This is a genomic window from bacterium, from assembly GCA_030693205.1.
Lineage (GTDB): Bacteria > Patescibacteriota > Minisyncoccia > JAHIHE01 > JAHIHE01 > JAHILZ01.
Map to the genome: position 1 here is coordinate 19,879 of JAUYBG010000010.1, position 16,732 is coordinate 36,610.

The 16,732-nt window shown below is 39.0% G+C and carries 18 protein-coding genes; all 18 read left to right on the forward strand.

Annotated features, from left to right (window positions below; genetic code table 11):
• The first annotated feature begins 25 nt into the window (after positions 1-25).
• The 18 genes from Q8N37_01955 (at position 26) to Q8N37_02040 (ending at position 16,723) form a co-directional block, all read left to right on the forward strand.
• Entirely contained in the window at positions 26-229 is a 204-nt protein-coding gene (locus Q8N37_01955) for a hypothetical protein (GenBank protein ID MDP3057267.1), read from the forward strand.
• A 347-nt stretch (positions 230-576) separates the two neighbouring features.
• Positions 577-867 carry a hypothetical protein gene (locus tag Q8N37_01960; protein ID MDP3057268.1) on the forward strand — a complete coding sequence of 97 codons (291 nt, stop codon included), beginning with the start codon at positions 577-579 and terminating at the stop codon, positions 865-867.
• An 8-nt stretch (positions 868-875) separates the two neighbouring features.
• A complete protein-coding gene (locus Q8N37_01965; protein MDP3057269.1) occupies positions 876-1,568 on the forward strand; it encodes a hypothetical protein in 693 nt (230 codons plus the stop codon).
• Positions 1,569-1,573: 5 nt separating this feature from the next.
• A complete protein-coding gene (locus tag Q8N37_01970) occupies positions 1,574-2,101 on the forward strand; it encodes a hypothetical protein (GenBank protein MDP3057270.1) in 528 nt (175 codons plus the stop codon).
• A gap of 21 nt (positions 2,102-2,122) precedes the next feature.
• Positions 2,123-2,266, forward strand: coding sequence for a hypothetical protein (locus Q8N37_01975; GenBank protein MDP3057271.1), 144 nt, complete (start codon positions 2,123-2,125; stop codon positions 2,264-2,266).
• Between the two features lie 23 nt (positions 2,267-2,289).
• The gene (locus Q8N37_01980; protein ID MDP3057272.1) at positions 2,290-3,333 is read left to right on the forward strand and encodes an AI-2E family transporter; all 1,044 of its coding nucleotides are present in this window, start codon (positions 2,290-2,292) and stop codon (positions 3,331-3,333) included.
• 304 nt (positions 3,334-3,637) lie between these two features.
• Positions 3,638-6,373, forward strand: a complete 2,736-nt coding sequence (locus tag Q8N37_01985) for a UPF0182 family protein (GenBank protein ID MDP3057273.1) — start codon at positions 3,638-3,640, stop codon at positions 6,371-6,373.
• A 68-nt stretch (positions 6,374-6,441) separates the two neighbouring features.
• On the forward strand, positions 6,442-7,902 hold the full coding sequence (locus Q8N37_01990) for a ribulose-bisphosphate carboxylase (protein ID MDP3057274.1): 1,461 nt from the start codon (positions 6,442-6,444) through the stop codon (positions 7,900-7,902).
• Between the two features lie 206 nt (positions 7,903-8,108).
• Entirely contained in the window at positions 8,109-9,155 is a 1,047-nt protein-coding gene (locus tag Q8N37_01995; protein ID MDP3057275.1) for a hypothetical protein, read from the forward strand.
• Positions 9,156-9,654: 499 nt separating this feature from the next.
• Positions 9,655-10,488 carry a restriction endonuclease gene (locus Q8N37_02000; GenBank protein ID MDP3057276.1) on the forward strand — a complete coding sequence of 278 codons (834 nt, stop codon included), beginning with the start codon at positions 9,655-9,657 and terminating at the stop codon, positions 10,486-10,488.
• A gap of 15 nt (positions 10,489-10,503) precedes the next feature.
• Complete coding sequence (locus tag Q8N37_02005; GenBank protein ID MDP3057277.1) at positions 10,504-11,442, forward strand: NAD(P)H-binding protein; 939 nt, start codon at positions 10,504-10,506, stop codon at positions 11,440-11,442.
• A 10-nt stretch (positions 11,443-11,452) separates the two neighbouring features.
• Positions 11,453-11,947, forward strand: coding sequence for a DUF192 domain-containing protein (locus Q8N37_02010; GenBank protein MDP3057278.1), 495 nt, complete (start codon positions 11,453-11,455; stop codon positions 11,945-11,947).
• A 71-nt stretch (positions 11,948-12,018) separates the two neighbouring features.
• Positions 12,019-12,420, forward strand: a complete 402-nt coding sequence (gene ruvX / locus Q8N37_02015) for a Holliday junction resolvase RuvX (GenBank protein ID MDP3057279.1) — start codon at positions 12,019-12,021, stop codon at positions 12,418-12,420.
• Positions 12,421-12,555: 135 nt separating this feature from the next.
• Entirely contained in the window at positions 12,556-13,305 is a 750-nt protein-coding gene (locus Q8N37_02020) for a glycosyltransferase family 2 protein (protein ID MDP3057280.1), read from the forward strand.
• Between the two features lie 84 nt (positions 13,306-13,389).
• Entirely contained in the window at positions 13,390-14,382 is a 993-nt protein-coding gene (gene galT, locus Q8N37_02025) for a galactose-1-phosphate uridylyltransferase (GenBank protein ID MDP3057281.1), read from the forward strand.
• A 137-nt stretch (positions 14,383-14,519) separates the two neighbouring features.
• Positions 14,520-15,287: a triose-phosphate isomerase gene (tpiA, locus tag Q8N37_02030; protein ID MDP3057282.1), complete on the forward strand. Its 768-nt coding sequence runs from the start codon at positions 14,520-14,522 to the stop codon at positions 15,285-15,287.
• A 103-nt stretch (positions 15,288-15,390) separates the two neighbouring features.
• Positions 15,391-16,251, forward strand: a complete 861-nt coding sequence (locus Q8N37_02035; protein ID MDP3057283.1) for a class II fructose-bisphosphate aldolase — start codon at positions 15,391-15,393, stop codon at positions 16,249-16,251.
• A 34-nt stretch (positions 16,252-16,285) separates the two neighbouring features.
• A complete protein-coding gene (locus tag Q8N37_02040; GenBank protein ID MDP3057284.1) occupies positions 16,286-16,723 on the forward strand; it encodes a hypothetical protein in 438 nt (145 codons plus the stop codon).
• Positions 16,724-16,732 lie beyond the last annotated feature (9 nt).

Below are 16,732 nucleotides of genomic sequence, written 5' to 3' on the forward strand. Positions count from 1 at the left end.
GAATCAATTAAAGTAATAGAATTTTATGATTCCTTATCAGACAAAAATTAAAAAACTTCCCGGCACAAGTTATAACGAACCAAGTGCAAGGGAAAATCCAAATAAAAGGAATGAGACCTTTTATCGTTTTGCCGGTTTAACCAAAGATAAGGAAATATTTTACGCGCAAGTCAAGGAAGATAAAAAGAACGGCAGAAAATATTTTATGTCTTGTTTCTCGCCCGAATAACCGTAATAAAAAAATCCCCCGCCCATGTGGAGTGTATAAACTCCTGGCCGAGGATCCTATAGTTAATATACTACTGACTAGGTACCTTGTCAATGGCTTGATAGCTTTCTGTGGATAAAATGCATCTTTTATAGCCCTGCCCGCCCTTTGGCGGGCTTGCTTTTAGCTTAAAAAGGGCATAGAATTAATTAAAGTGAATTAAAGGATTTTGGGGGTGAGAATTTGGGGTAAATATGCATAAAAGGAGGATAAAAGCCTCTTTTTTGTATCTTTTACTCTTGCGTAAAATTTATTTTAATATACAATTACTGTAAGCGTAAATCAATAAAACAGCCTGTTCTAAAAATATGAGTTTTATAGAAATTAATATAAATAATTCTTTTAATAAAAAAGAAAATCACGAAGTGGGAAAAAGTAGTATTCCTAATAAGTTTCCGATTCTAAATCAAAATTTTAACAAAGTGAATACTGAAACTAATTCTCTGAGTGCAGTTTCTGTTACAAACAGTGCTTCGAGCGAATTAGTTAATAATTGGTTGAAGGGTATAAAACCATCTATTATGAGAGATGTGCTTGTTGGAGCTACCAGTGCCACAATAGGTGCGATTATTACTTATTTAATTTTAGGTATCAAATAATTAAAAGTATGAAAAAAGAAATTAAAAAAATTCAAACAGCTATTTTTTATAAAAATTTCCAACTGGGAAATACCTACGATAAATCAAAAATTCTTCTAGAATTGAGAGAAAAAGTTGGAAGTATATTTGACGGCGAACCAATAATGTTTCCTATACCATTTGGTACGCCACCAGAAATTCCGAGAATTATTTTAAATAGTAAAGATGGAATTTATTCATGCCATGTAGCGTTAGATAGAACCTATGTTTTTTATAACGCAACCGAAAATTTAGAAAACATAGATAGAGTATTAAGTAAACAAAAGGATAATTCTTTAAAATTATTTGATTTTTTAAAATCTAAAAATTCTATTATAAATAGGGTTGGTTTTATAATAGAATTTGAAATTACGATAGATGATGAAAATGGATCTGAATATTTAAAGAAAGAATTTTTTTTAGATAGTAAATTTACAGATCCAAAAGAGTTAACATTTAGATATAATAAAGCGGATAAAACTAAAGGTGAGACAGGAATGAATAATTTAATTACAGTTTTAGGAAAAGCTGATAGAGTGGTAAAAGTACAGTTAGATATTAATAGTATTGCTGAAACAATGGATAACTCTGATTTTACAAAAGAAAATTTTACGGAAATTATTGATTATGCAATTATTAAAATCCCACCAATATTAGAAAAATTTCCAATTTTTGAATTATAAATTTTATGTCTAGGAATAATAAAAATAAACTTAAGCAAATTAAATCGGTTGAGACTGCGCAGGAAAATTTAGGTTCTTCTGCCGAAACACCAAAATCAGAAATGACTACTGTATTAGAATTAGCCTCATCGGTAAATAAACACGAAGAGAGAATTAAAAACTTGGAAAAGGATATAAATAATCCAGAATGGGTACAAAAATTAGTTCATTCACAATTATCCCAATCTCATATTATAAAGTTTATATTAATTATTTTTTTGATAATTTTATTATTCTCAACTCTTCTTTTTTATATTTTAATAATTTTTAAAATAAATAATTTGATTACCATTTTTGAGTATATTAAAAATGATAAAGTTTTAAATATTGATAGTAAATTAATGGATAGTTTTAATCAATTATTTTATGAAACAAAGATAACGGTTAATTTTATTGCTTACATTTTAGGAGGTATTACGACTGTTGGTATTTTGGGAATATTATTAAAAAAATTATTAGAAAAATTTATTGAAAATCTATCTATTAAAAAGTAATAATTAAATAAAACAATTTTTATGCAAACACAAAATCTAATCAAGCAAATTGAAAAAGCAAGAAATTCAAAGGTAATTACTTATATCACTAGCGATAGGCAGGGTCCGATTCAAACGCCTCAAGAGCAAGTAATGTGGCGGGTGGTCGGGCAGGGGTGGAAATAATTCGCGCATAAATAAATATCACCATGAATCGCCAAAAATCAGAACTTTATTTTTTACTTATTCTCCTTGCGGGAATCTTTATCCTCGCCTTTTTTATTTTCAGTCCTTTTCTCTATGCGTTGATCTTGGCAATTGTTTTTGCAATTGTTTTTGAATCACTGCATAAAAAATTACTTACTATGACGCGAGATAGAAAGAGCTTGTCGGCGTTTCTCGCTACTATCTCTGTTTTTACCGTTGTTGTTGCGCCTCTCGCGCTTTTAGGCATACAGATTTTTCAGGAAGCAACCGGGCTTTACTTTTCTCTCATTGAGAATGGCGGCGCAACCGATCTTTCTCGCATCGTGAATGACGCCATACAGAACCTTAAAAGATTTTCTCCTGTGCCGATAGAATTTTCCGTTGATGTTAATCAATATTTAAAGCAGGGATTAAGCTGGCTGCTCCAGCATCTTGGTCCGCTCTTTGCGAATATTGCTAAAGTAATGGTGGGCGTTTTTATATTTCTCATCGCTCTTTATTACTTGTTTAAAGATGGCTGCAAACTGAAAAGAGCTATCATCGCTTTAAGTCCTTTGCAAGACATTCACGATGAAGCGATTTTTAATAAACTTGCCTTGGTAATTAATTCCGTCGTCAAAGGGAGTCTCACGGTGGCGCTCGTTCAAGGCATACTGACCGCAGTCGGGTTTGCTATTTTCGGAGTTCCCAATGCGATTCTATGGGGCAGTGTTGCGGCAATAGCCGCGTTAATGCCCGGCATTGGAACATCGCTGGTGATCCTACCGGCTATTCTCTACTTATACTTTAGCGGAGAGACGCTTTTTGCGGCCGGTCTTTTTATTTGGGGAATGACAGCGGTGGGGCTTATTGATAATTTTTTAGGTCCTAAGCTGATTGGGCGCGGCACGCATTCGCACCCCTTAATTATTTTCCTCTCGGTCATTGGCGGCATTGGATTTTTTGGACCCATTGGTCTCTTGCTGGGACCTCTCACTATAAGCCTGCTTTTTGCCCTTTTGGATATTTATTCCTCTTTGACAAGGAAAGAAAAATCTATAATGTGAATCTACGATTAAAAAATATGCTTCCCGACAAACAAAGTAAAATTAAAAGAGTAATCTTTATCAGCATTATTATTTTGCTTCTTCTGTCACTTGTTTTGCCTTTAGCGGTTGGTTATTAAAAATAAGGATGAAAGCTGGAGAGGAAAACCGCCGGCGTAATTTTTATTGATTTATTAAAGAAACATTGCTATAATTGGCAGCGAGAGAGAAATGGAAAAAGCTACTGCTTTTACATTTCGAACGAGCGAACCAATTATATTGTATTCAGTTATATAATTGCTCTATAATTATTTAATATTAACCTATGAATATTTCAAAATACCTTATGCAGTTCTCCTTTGTCGGGATTTTTGCCACCTTTATCCTTTTCTCAAGCATTATCGCCTTAGTTACTGATTGGTGGTGGTTTTCTGAAGTGAGCCATACGCAAATTTTTATTAAATCTCTAACCGCTAAAATAGCGCTGTTTTCGGCAGCGGGGATTTTTACCGCCATTTTTTTGCTTGCCAACTTCTCTTTGGCGCTTCGCTCGAAAATTTCTTGGACAGCAATGTTGCCGGAGTCGTTGATCGGCCAGCCGGTGAATGTGGATAATCGCATTGTTAAAAGATCAGCCGTTATTTTTAGTTTGGCAATCGCGTTCTTTTTCGGACTGGTAGCCGCGGCTAATTGGCAGGATGTTTTAAAATTTATTTCCGGCGCGGCTTTTGGCTCGTCAGACCCCATCTTTAATAAAGACATCGGATTTTATATTTTTTCTCTTCCGGTCTTTCAGACGGGGTTAGGCCTAATAAAATTTCTCGTTTTGTTATCGCTCGCCGGCTGCGCGATCATATATTTTTTGCGGGGCAGCCTTAATGTTGCAAATTTGCGATTACTTAAGCAATTGCAAATTGAACGCGGGGCTAGAATCCATCTTGGCATCTTGCTTGTAATTTTTCTCGGAACCATTGCCGCCGGTGTCTATCTTTCCCGCTTCGAACTGCTCACAAGCCAAAGCGGCTTAGTTTTTGGCGCGATGTATACAGACACAACCGTGAGAATATTTATGCTTTGGATTTCAATAACTGCGGTGGCGCTTGCGGCAGTTTCGGCCGCCTTTTGGGCATGGAAAGGAAATTTGTCGCTGCTTGTCGGAGCAGTTTCTTTGTATGTTGTCGTAGGATTCGCCGGAGCGATAATTCCGTCTCTTGTTCAAAAACTGGCAGTTGCTCCCAATGAGCTCGTGAAAGAAACGCCGTTTATTAAGCATAATATCGCCGCTACCCGTCAGGGGTTTGCGCTTGATAAAATAGAGGAGCGGGAAATCTCGGGAGATAAACCCATCACCGCGGCTGATATCGCGAACAATAATCTCACGGTCAAAAATGTGCGGCTTTGGGATAGAAAACCCCTTCTGTCAACTTTTTCCCAGATACAAGAAATCAGAACCTATTACGAGTTTGCCGAAGTTGATAATGATCGTTATATCATAGACGGAGAAATTCGCCAGATCATGCTTTCTCCGCGCGAGCTCGCTTCAGCCAGTCTGCCGAATAGAAATTGGATTAACGAACGGCTCACCTTTACGCATGGATATGGCGTGGCGGCCGGACCGGTGAACCAAGTTACCCCAGAAGGCTTGCCGGTTTTGTTTGTTAAGGACTTGCCGCCCAAGTCGGATGTGAAAGAGCTTGAAATTACGCGTCCGGAAATCTACTTCGGCGAGCTTTCAAACGATTATGTCATTACCAAAACAAAATCCCGCGAGTTTGATTATCCCAAGGGCGAAGAAAATGTCTACGCGACATATGAGGGCAAGGGCGGGGTGGAGATAAACTCGTTTTTAAGGCGTGTCTTTTACGCAGTGAAATTCCAGTCGCTTAAACTGCTTTTGTCCAACGACATAACCAGCGAAAGCCGTATTTTGTATTACCGCACTATTGCCGAGAGGGTTGCCAAAATCGCCCCGTTTTTAGTATTTGATAGAGACCCCTATATTGTCATTGCCGACGGCAAGGTGTATTGGATCGTCGACGCCTATACCACGAGTGACCGTTATCCTTACTCGGAACCTATACGGTTAAATGGCGGAAAGATAAACTATATCAGAAACTCGGTAAAGGCGGTGGTTGACGCGTATAATGGCAGTGTTGTTTTCTATCAGGCGGATGCAGAGGATCCGATTATAAAAACATATGCCAATATTTTCCCCGGAACATTCAAACCAATGTCAGAAATGCCGGAGAGCTTGGTTTCTCATTTGCGTTACCCCGAAGATATTTTTACTCTGCAGACTGCCGCGTATTCGGTCTATCACATGGATGATCCGCAGATTTTTTACAACAAGGAAGATCAGTGGGAGATTCCGGCCATTGCGGCAGAAGGAGAAGGGGCGTCACGCGCAGGTGGAATTCCGCCGATGCAACCGAGGCATATTATCATGAAGTTGCCCGGAGATAAAAAAGAAGAATATGTTTTGATGTTGCCTTTTACTCCACGGGCAAAAGACAATTTGTCTGCATGGATAGTCGCTAGGAACGACGGAGAAAGCTACGGTAAATTGTTAGTCTATCGTTTTCCTAAGGACAAGCTCGTGTTCGGACCCAAACAGATCATAGGCCGAATTAATCAAGACTCCGAGATTAGCCAGCAGATCTCGCTTTGGAGCCAAGGCGGGTCGCAAGTAATCCAAGGTCCGCTTTTGGTCATCCCGATTGAAGAATCGCTTTTGTATGTGCGCCCGCTCTATCTCAAGGCTGAAGCCGGAAAAATTCCGGAGTTAAAACGAGTGGTGGTGGCGTATGAAAATAAAATTGCCATGGAAGAAACGCTGGAAGAAGGATTAGTGAAAATCTTTGGCAGCGGAGCGGGAGTACGACCACAGGGAACCGCGACAGCAAAACCATCCGCTTCAAGCAGAATACCATCTCAAGATATTCAGGAGCGCATACAAAGAGCATTGGGAACATATGAAGAGGCGCTTCGAGCGCAAAGGGATGGCGATTGGGCGCGCTATGGCGAAGCCATCAGACGATTGGGAGATATTCTTAAGCAATAAAAGATTATTAAGCCAAAAATGATAAACTAAAGTTATAGGTAATCCAAAAAGAGGGAATTATTATGATTATGCCAAACCTTAAGCAATTACTTAAAACGCTTAATCTAAAGCAACAAGCTTATGTAAATTTGAATTTGCCCGATTCTAAAAATGGAGAATATCTTCTTGCCGCTTTTCATTTAGTATCCGGGGGAAAGTTAAACATTCTGCAGGCGGCGGCGGAAATTGCCGCAGAATCTTCCACCGGCACAACTTTCAAAGTAAACACGGAAACTTCCTTTTCCAGAGAAATGAACGCGCTCGTTTATCAGCTTGATCTAAAAAGAAACCTTGTTTGGGTTGCCTATCCCTGGAGACTTTTTGACAGAAGAGGAAATGTGCAGAATATCTTAACCTATATTGCTGGAAATATTCTTGGAATGAAAGAAGTGAGCGCTTTAAAATTATTAGATGTCTGGTTCCCTCCGGCAATGCTTGAACAGTATGATGGTCCAAGCTATACTCTTGATGATATGCGAAAATATTTGAATGTCTATGGCAGGCCGATTTTAGGAACAATCATAAAACCCAAAATGGGATTAACCTCGGCGGAATACGCGGAAGCCGCTTATGATTTTTGGTCCGGTGGCGGAGATTTTGTCAAGAACGATGAGCCTCAGGCGGACCAGGACTTCTGTCCATACGATAAAATGGTAAAGCATGTAAAGGAAGCGATGGACAAAGCCGTCAAAGAAACCGGAAGGAAAAAAGTCCATTCGTTTAATGTTTCGGCGGCTGATTTTGACACAATGATCAAAAGGTGCGAGATGATTAGAAATGCCGGTTTTGAACCGGGAAGTTACGCGTTTTTAATTGATGGCATTACGGCGGGATGGATGGCAGTACAGACATTAAGAAGAAGATATCCCGATGTATTCATTCATTTTCACCGGGCGGGACACGGCGGTTATACCAGACCGGAAAACCCAATAGGATTTACAGTATTGGTTTTATCTAAATTTGCAAGATTGGCGGGAGCTTCAGGAATTCACACAGGAACAGCCGGCGTGGGAAAAATGAAAGGAAGTCCGGAAGAAGATGTTGTTGCCGCGCGCAATATTTTGCGTTTTAAAAGCAAAGGGCATTTCTTTGAACAAGAATGGGCGACAATACCCGAAACGGACAAAGATGCCATAAATCTTGTTCATAAAGATATTGCTCACAGGGTTATTTTAGAAGATGATAGCTGGAGAGGCATGAAGAAATGTTGCCCGATTATTTCCGGGGGTTTAGATCCGACATTGCTAAAGCCGTTTATTGATGTGATGGGAAATATAGATTTTATTACAACAATGGGCGCGGGATGCCACGCGCATCCAAAAGGAACCGCTGCCGGAGCAAAAGCATTAGTTCAAGCGTGCGAGGCCTATAAAAAAGGGATTGATATTAAAAAATATGCCAAAAAACACAAGGAACTGGCAGAAGCTATAAGGTTTTTCTCAAAGGGGAGAGAAGAAATAAAACAAGCAAGGAATACGGAAAGGAGTTAGTTTGGCAGTTATCCTTCTTCGGCCGATTATATCAAAAGTACCCTCCTAATTTTATAAAAAAATCGTGAAATGCCATCAGATTTGGCATGGATTATTTACAAATCCAAATACTGCATTATTTAGATTACATTCGTTAGAAGTTTTACCACCTACACTTCTGAGAACAGAAGAAATATTAAAAAAATAGAACAAAAAAAAATTTTAAAATTAATTCAAAAACAATTCTTATGCAAACACAAAACCTAATCAAGCAAATTGAGAAATCAAGAAATTCAAAAGTAATTACTTATATCACTAGTGACAGGCAGGGGCCGGTGAATGCCCGGATTGCCATGGATATAATTCCGATTGTCAGCGCGCAATTACGGAAGATCGGACGAGTGCCGAAGATAGATCTATTTTTATACAGCTCCGGCGGAGATACGATGGTGCCGTGGCGATTGGTTTCAATGATCCGCGAATATTGCGATACTTTTAGCGTTTTAATTCCTTATAAATCCCATAGCGCCGCGACAATGATCTCGCTCGGAGCGGATGAAATTGTAATGACGGATCTGGCGGAGCTCTCACCGATTGATCCTTCGACAGCCAATGTTTTTAATCCTACTGATCCGGCGAACCCGCAAAGCAAAATTCCCATTTCCGTGGAAGACGTGATGGCATATTTTGACCTCGCGAAAAGCAAGTTTGGCATCAAAAGCGATGCGGAACTGGCAAAAATATTCAATAAATTCGTGGAAGCCAATCCGCAAATTCATCCTCTCGCGCTTGGCAATGTCAACCGCATTCATAACTTGATCCGGATGCTGGCCAAAAGTTTATTGAAAAGCCACAAGAAAAGAATGACCGATAATGAGATTGCCACGATCGTGGATTATTTCACGGAGAAACTTTATTCCCATCAATATTTTATCGGCCGGCGCGAAGCGAAAGATGACTTGGGTTTGAAAAATGTCGTTAATGCCGACAGCGATCTCGCGAAATTGATGTCGGAACTTTACGAAGAATACAAAAAAGAAATGGGTTTGGGCGCGAACTGGAACGCCGAAGCGGAGCTGGGCGATGGCAGGGCGATAAATACTAAAACCTATAAACTGGCTTGCATTGAAAATACCGATGAATCGAATTATTTTGAGCTTATTTTGGAATACCGGAAAGGCCAGGTAAATATTGTCCAGCAAACTCCGCAAGGCCCGATCCAAGTGCCGCAAGAGCAGGTGATGTGGCGAGTAGTAGGGCAAGGGTGGAAATAAATTATAAGTTATCAAGTTATAAAGTAGAAAGTTATAAAGTTAAAAATAAGGTAAAAAATAGCCGGCGGAAAATTAAATTCGTCGGTTATTACGGTTTCTACATAAGGTATTCGGCGGAGCCGAAACTTATCGTAAAATACCCACCCTGATACCCCGCAGTAAAGCTGCGGGGTTGGGTTTATTTTTTTATAAAAAGAAAAAAGAAGGTTTTAAATTATTTAATTTAAATTGCCTTCTTTGCGAGTTTTGTTTTTTAATAAGGGTGCAGTGATTATAAATCGTCAGTAGGGATTGGGGAGTGGGGGTTAATGGGCTTCGTTGCCCTATAAAAAAAGTTTCTGAATATTCTATCTATGCTTGCCTTAATTGGCTTGCCTTACTGACGACAAATAAAGTATAAATTATTAATTGTTATTTGTCAAGAGAGGAACATTTATGTTAAGATGTAGTTATGAATAAAGATTGTTACGTGATTTTTGCAAAAACTAATCATAATTTTATGCCTAAAAAAATTTTTATCACCAATATTCAGGGCGAGAAAGAATTGTTTTCGCTCGGGAAAGTTTTCAGGAGCGCCAAAAGAGTGGGCGCTTCGGATCAGGAAGCGAAAAAAATTTCTACTGCTATCGAGCAAGGGGCGTATTCCGGAATGAAAACCACGGAGATTTTTACGAAAGTGAGAGAAATGCTCGAGAAAAAAGACTTGAAGGCAGTTATGCGGTTTAATCTCCGGGAAGCGATGAGAAAACTCGGTCCGACCGGGTATTCGTTTGAAAAATACGCGGGAGAGGTTTTCAAAAGCATGGGCTACAAGGTTAGTCTGAATTTATTTATTCCGGGAAAATGCGTGACCTACGAAATTGATTTTTTGGCGGAAAAAGACGATTTTATTTATATCGGCGAATGCAAATACCACAAATTGCCGGAAGGAAAAGTGGATCTGCAGATAGCTCTTGCCAATTGCGCGCGGTTTCATGATATATTGGCGGCGGGAAAATTCGAAGGCAAAAAAGTAAAATCTATCTTGGTCACGAATACGAAACTTACCACTGAAGCGATAAAATTTTCCGAATGCAAGGGCATAGATCTTTTGGGCTGGCGGTATCCGGCGGAGCAGGGCCTCGAGTACTTGATCGAAAGCAGGAATCTCTATCCACTGACCATTTTACCGTCATTTTCCGGAAGATTGTCGGAATCTCTCTCTGCCCAAAAAACAATGCTGGTAAAAAATATATTGGAAATGAAGGATGCCGATTTTCCAGAGAAAAAAGAATTTTACGCCGAGGGATTCGATGCTTTGGTAAAAGAGGCGGAGATTCTTTTAAAAAAGTAAAAAGAGAAAAAATATATGATCTTGATTGTCGGAGCGACTGGCTATATTGGCAGGCGCGTTTTGAAAATTTTAGCCGAGAAAAATATTCCTATCAGATGTTTGATAAGAAAACCCACTATTCAAAAATTGGATGTTCTTGGGCTTGTAAAAGCGGAAAATAAAAATATCAGTTATGTCACAGGCAACGCGTTGGATTATGATTCGCTTTTAGCGGCCACGAAAGGCGTGAAAATCGTTTATTATTTTATCCATCATATGGACAGCAGCATTTCCGGCGGAGGGGAGAGATTTGACAAACTTGATCGGCTGGCGGCGGAAAATATGGCGCGCGCTTGCCGCGAGAACAAAGTGCAGAGGATCATTTATCTTGGGGCAATATGCGACCCAAAAGAAAAATTATCTCTGCATCTTAAAAGCAGGAAAGAAGTGGAAGATATTATTTCCAAAAGCGGCGTTGATTATACGATTTTTCGGGCTTCGGTTATTATCGGACGCGGAGCGGCCGCATTTGATCTTATTGACAGTATGGTAAAAAAAATTCCCATTATCCCGATCATTGATTCGGATGCGACTAAAGTACAGCCGATATTTTATAAAGACGTGATAAAATATTTAGTCGATTGTCTTGATAAAAAAGCCACTATAAACAAGAGTTTTGATATTGGAGGCAAGGATGTTTTGAGTTATGAAGAAATTGTCAGACAATACGCGAAAGAATTAAAAATTAAAAGATATTATTTCAGAATTAAAGGAAATTGGCGCCGGCTTGTGGCCAAGGGTTTAAGCATTATATCTCCGGTTAACGCGAATGTGGTCTATTGGCTAACCGAATCTTTGCGCAACACTATGGTGGCGAATCCGGATGATGCGGAGAAATTAAAAAAGATCTTTGGTTTTGAGCCGCGGGGGTTCAAGGAAAGCATCGGAAAAATTTTAAATGAAATTTCCACATAAAAACTAGAACATGAGAAAATATTATAAATTTTTTATCGTAATAACATTGTTTTTTGCTGTCGTGATTTTATTTTTTGCGAGCTATAAACCGGCATTGGCTCCGGAAAATCCGGAAAGCGTTTTTAGAGAGCTGAAGATCAATGGAAAAATAATCAACGCGGAAATCGCGGATACGCCTGAAAAACAAGTCAGAGGGCTTTCCGGCAGAAAAAATCTTTCCGAAAATCAAGGCATGCTTTTTATTTTTAATACTTCCGATCATCATTCTTTTTGGATGAAAGATATGAATTTCAGTTTAGATTTTATTTGGATAAGCGGGGATGAAATTATGGAAATAACTCGAAATGTAAAACCGGAAGATTATCAGCCCGCTTCGACTTCGGCGAATCGAGGCGAGCCACCCAGATCACTTATTTCGAAAAGCAAAGTTGATAAAGTTTTAGAGGTTAATGCTGGTGTAGCGGACAGTTTAAGTATTAAAGAAGGGGATAAGATAAAATTTTAATTTAGATTTTCTCAGCCATATCATCAAAATTACGATTTGTCAAGCGCGGGTTAAAATGCTAAAATGAATTTATGTCTAAGATCCTAGCCATTGATTATGGAGAAAAAAGAGTGGGGCTGGCCACGGCCATTGAGGAGCTGAAAGTAGCTTTGCCTTTTGGCATTATTGAAAACAAAGGGTATCTTGATCTGGTGCCGGAAATTATGGAAATTTGCCGGAAAGAAATGGTAACTAGAATTGTAGTGGGTATTCCCGCGGGTTTAAGCGGAAAACCGACCGAGCAAACCATAAAAACCAAAAAATTTATTGAGATATTGAGGGAAAAAACAGGCATTCCGGTAGAGGAACAAAGTGAAATTTTCACTTCACACGAAGCGAGAGGCATATTCAAAGATGCCGGAGTCAAAAAGAAGAGAATTGATGAATCTGCGGCGGTTCTAATCCTGGCGGATTATCTGGAAAGGCGGGGATAACCCGCCTTTTATAGTTTTGATAAATGTGGTATAATAAGGCAGGATTTAAGATTTATGATTTACGAATATTTTTTTACTTTTTCTTAAATCTTAAATCATAAATCAAAAACATATTTTAATTAATTAAACCAGCTTATGGATAATGAAACCGATAATTTAAAAAACAGCGTTTATCTCTCTGTCATTGTTCCCGCCTATAATGAAGAAAGTCGAATTAAAAAAACATTAGAATCAATTGCCGCATTTTTATCGCGGCAAAATTATCTGGCAGAGGTTTTAGTGGTTTGCGACGGGTCTATCGATAAGACTGCCGAAATTTCAAAATTATTTTCTGAGAAAATTTATAATCTTAGAGTTATAGAGAATAAAGAAAATCACGGCAAGGGATATGTAACGAGGCAGGGCATGCTTGAGGCGCGCGGCGCGTTTCGTGTTTTTATGGATGCTGACAATGCCACTTCGCTGGATCAAGTTGACAGATTTTTACCTTTTTTTAAAGAAGGATACGATGTGGTGATCGGCGACAGAGATCTGAAAGAAAGCAAAATCGCGGTTCATCAATCGCGCCTTAAAGAGCTCCTGGGTGATTTTGGAAATTTTTTGATACAAATACTGGCAGTGCCCGGCATAGAGGATACCCAGTGCGGGTTCAAGGTTTTTAGCAAAAAAGCTTCCGAAGAAATATTTAAGAAGATGACCATCGATAGATGGGGCTTTGATATTGAAGCTTTGGCGCTGGCTCTCAAACTTGGCTATAAAATTAAAACTGTGCCGATTGTCTGGGTTAACGATCCTAATTCCAAAGTAAATTTTAGCGGGTATATTAATACTTTTGTGGAATTAGCCAGGATAAAATGGAATTTAATGACGGGAAAATATAACTAATTCAAGTGATTTAAGATTAAAGATTTACGATTTAAGAATAATCAAAGATTCATAAATCATAAATCATAATTCATAAATCTTTTTATGTCTTCTTTATCTGAAATTCGCCAGGATCTAGTTAGCGGCGCGTGGGTTGTGATCGCCACCGGACGCGCTAAACGCCCCGACGATTTTAAGAACAAAAAAGATCAAAAACCCAACGAAAACGGGGGCGAATGTTTTTTTTGCGATATGTCAAAACAGGCCAAACCGGTTTTGGTTTACGAAAAGTCGAAAGGGGACTGGACAGTAGCGGTCGTGCCCAATAAATACCCGGCTTTTGATTACTCGAAGAAACTGGATAGGCGGACCGAAGGGCCTTTTTCAGTAGTCAATGGCGTCGGATATCACGAAGTTATAATTACGCGAGATCACGCAAAGCACATTGCACTTATGAGCACGGTTCAGGTTATGGAAATAATAAACGCTTATCAGGAGCGATACTTGAATTTAATGAATAAGAGATTTGTGGATTATATTTCTATTTTTCACAATCATGGCAAAGAAGCGGGAGCGTCGGTCAATCATCCCCATTCGCAACTGATCGCTATGCCGGTCATTGATCCGGATGTTTACCGGAGCTTGAACGGCTCTGATAATTATTGGCATCAGAACAAAGAATGCGTTCATTGCGTAATGATCGATTGGGAAAAAGAAAATAAAAAAAGAGTTATATTTGAAAATAAAGATTTTATCGCGTTTTGTCCTTTTGCCTCGCGGAGCGCTTTTGAAGCGCGGATCTACCCCAAATTTCACGCGCCGTATTTTGAGAGAATTACTCCGGCCGGCAAGATCCAGCTTGCGGAAGCGCTAAGGATAGTTTTGGCAAAGATCAATATAGGGCTGGATAATCCGCCGTATAATTTTTTCTTGCATACCGCGCCTTGCGACGGCAAAGATTATCCTCATTATCATTGGCATTTTGAAATTATGCCGAAAACTTCCATTTGGGCCGGTTTTGAACTAAGCACCGGAATCGAAATTTCCACTATTGAGCCGGAAAAAGCGGCTGAGTTTTTAAGAGAGCAAAAAGTTTAGTAGATCAAAATCACTGCATTTGTCATTCCGAACTTGTTTCGGAATCTATAATAGTATCTGTAGCGCTCAATAGAATCAATAAAAATATAAACGAGTATTAAAGATCCTGAAATAAATTCAGGATGACAAAATAAATTATGACCGATCGAAAAATCATTATTGCCAATTGGAAAATGAATCCGGAAACTTTTAGCGAAGCCAGGGAGCTTTTTAATGCTATAAAAAAAGAAACGAGAAAGACGGAAAACGCGGAAGTGATCATTGCTTCTCCCGCGCTTTGGCTTCCGCAATTGAAGATCAATGATGGCGATAATATAAGCATTGGAGCGCAAAATATGCATTGGGAGGAAAAAGGCGCTTATACCGGAGAAATTTCCCCGGTAATGCTTAAAGACGCGATGGTGAAATACGTAATTGTCGGGCATTCGGAAAGAAGAATGTATTTTGGGGAAACTGACAATACGATAAACGCAAAAATTTTAGCGGCTTTTAAAAATAAACTGATACCGATCTTGTGCATTGGCGAAAAACTTGAAGAAAAAAACGAAGAAAAGACTCAGGATGTTATTAAAAAACAGATAAATGACGCTTTCGCCAATATTACGGAAAACGAAGTTGAGGCGAATAAAATTTTTATTGTTTATGAGCCGATTTGGGCGATAGGAAGCGGCTTAATTCCGACTTTTGATGATATTTTAAGCTCCAAATTGCTGATCAAAAAAATGCTTGCTGGTTTTTATAGCCGGCAGGTTGCCGATAAGGTTCCAATTTTATATGGAGGAAGCGTCAGCAGCCAGAACGCGAAGGATATTATCAATAAAGGCAATATGGATGGTTTGCTGGTAGGAGGATCAAGCATTAAAGCAAATGAGTTCATAAATATAATAAAAGCGGTGTCAAATTAAATAAAAATTAAAAGTGAAAAATTAAAAACGATAGATAAAAATTAAAAATTTTAGATTTTAAATTATCATTTTTAGTTTTTCGTTTTAAATTTTTCATTTATATATGTTTTTTCCCGCAAAAAAATTACTGCTTGATGCCAGGCGGCGCGGTTACGCGATTGGCGCTTTTAATACCGGAAATCTCGAAATAACTCAGGCAATAATCAATGCCGCAGTGGCGAAAAAATCGCCGATAATTATTAATGTCTCGGAAGCGGCCATTGAATACGCCGGACTCGATGCTATCGTTTCCATTATAAGATCTTTGGGCGCTGATAGAGAGGCGAAAAAAATACCGATGGCGATCCAGGTTGATCATGGAAAAAAGATCGAGAGATTTCCCGATTATATTAAAGCCGGATTTACCGCGCTGATGATGGATGCCTCAAGGCTTTCTTACGAAGAAAATGTTTCTTTGACCGCAAAGACGGTAAAATTGGCGCATAAACATAAAGTTAGCGCGCAAGGCGAGCTGGGCGCTGTGCCTTATAAAGGCGAAGAAGCGAAATTCAATGTTTGGGAAAAAGCGATGACTGATCCAGAGCAGGCGAAAGAATTCGTGAAAAAGACGGGAGTGGATTATCTGGCGGTGGCGATCGGCAATGCTCATGGTTTTTACAAAGAGCGGGAAGATCTGGATTTTATTCGTTTGAAAAAAATATTTCAGCTTGTCAAAATTCCTTTGGTGCTTCATGGCGCATCGGATTTTCCGGATATCAAGATAAAAGACGCAATTCGGAGAGGGGTGGCATTGTTCCATATCGATACGGATATACGAGTGGCTTTTAGTTTTGCCATAAAAGAATATTTGGGAAAAAATCCGGCCGAATACGATCCCAGGAAGATCTTGGCTTTTGCCAGGAAAAAAACCCAAGACGCGGTCGAGAAAAAAATGGAAGTTTTCGGCAGCGCGGGAAAAGCGTGATCTTTGGCGGATAATTTTATTAATGTAATTTTTTATGTTCTTCCTCGATTTTTTCCGCCGCTTGAAAGACAAGCACGGACAAAAAGTTTCATTTCTTATTTTAGTGTCTTTTCTGTTCGCTTTCGTGGTGGCGAGAGTATATGCTTTGGTTGCTGCGCCAATTTTGGAAATAGGAGGAGTTCATATTCATCATTTGAATTTTGGCATCAGTTTATTGGCCATTTCCGGTTTGCTTGGATTTTATTTCTCCAATTCCAGATGGCGGAATAAAATAATCACTTTATATGGTATTGGCCTGGGGCTCACATTCGATGAGTTTGGCATGTGGCTTCATCTGGAAGATCACTACTGGACGCGCGTCAGCTATGATGCGATTATAATTATTTCTCTTATTTTATTGAATGCCATATTTTTTGGCGAACGCTGGTTACGGATTTTGAAATATATTTTTTCCGGAGCAAAAAATAAATAATTTTATAAA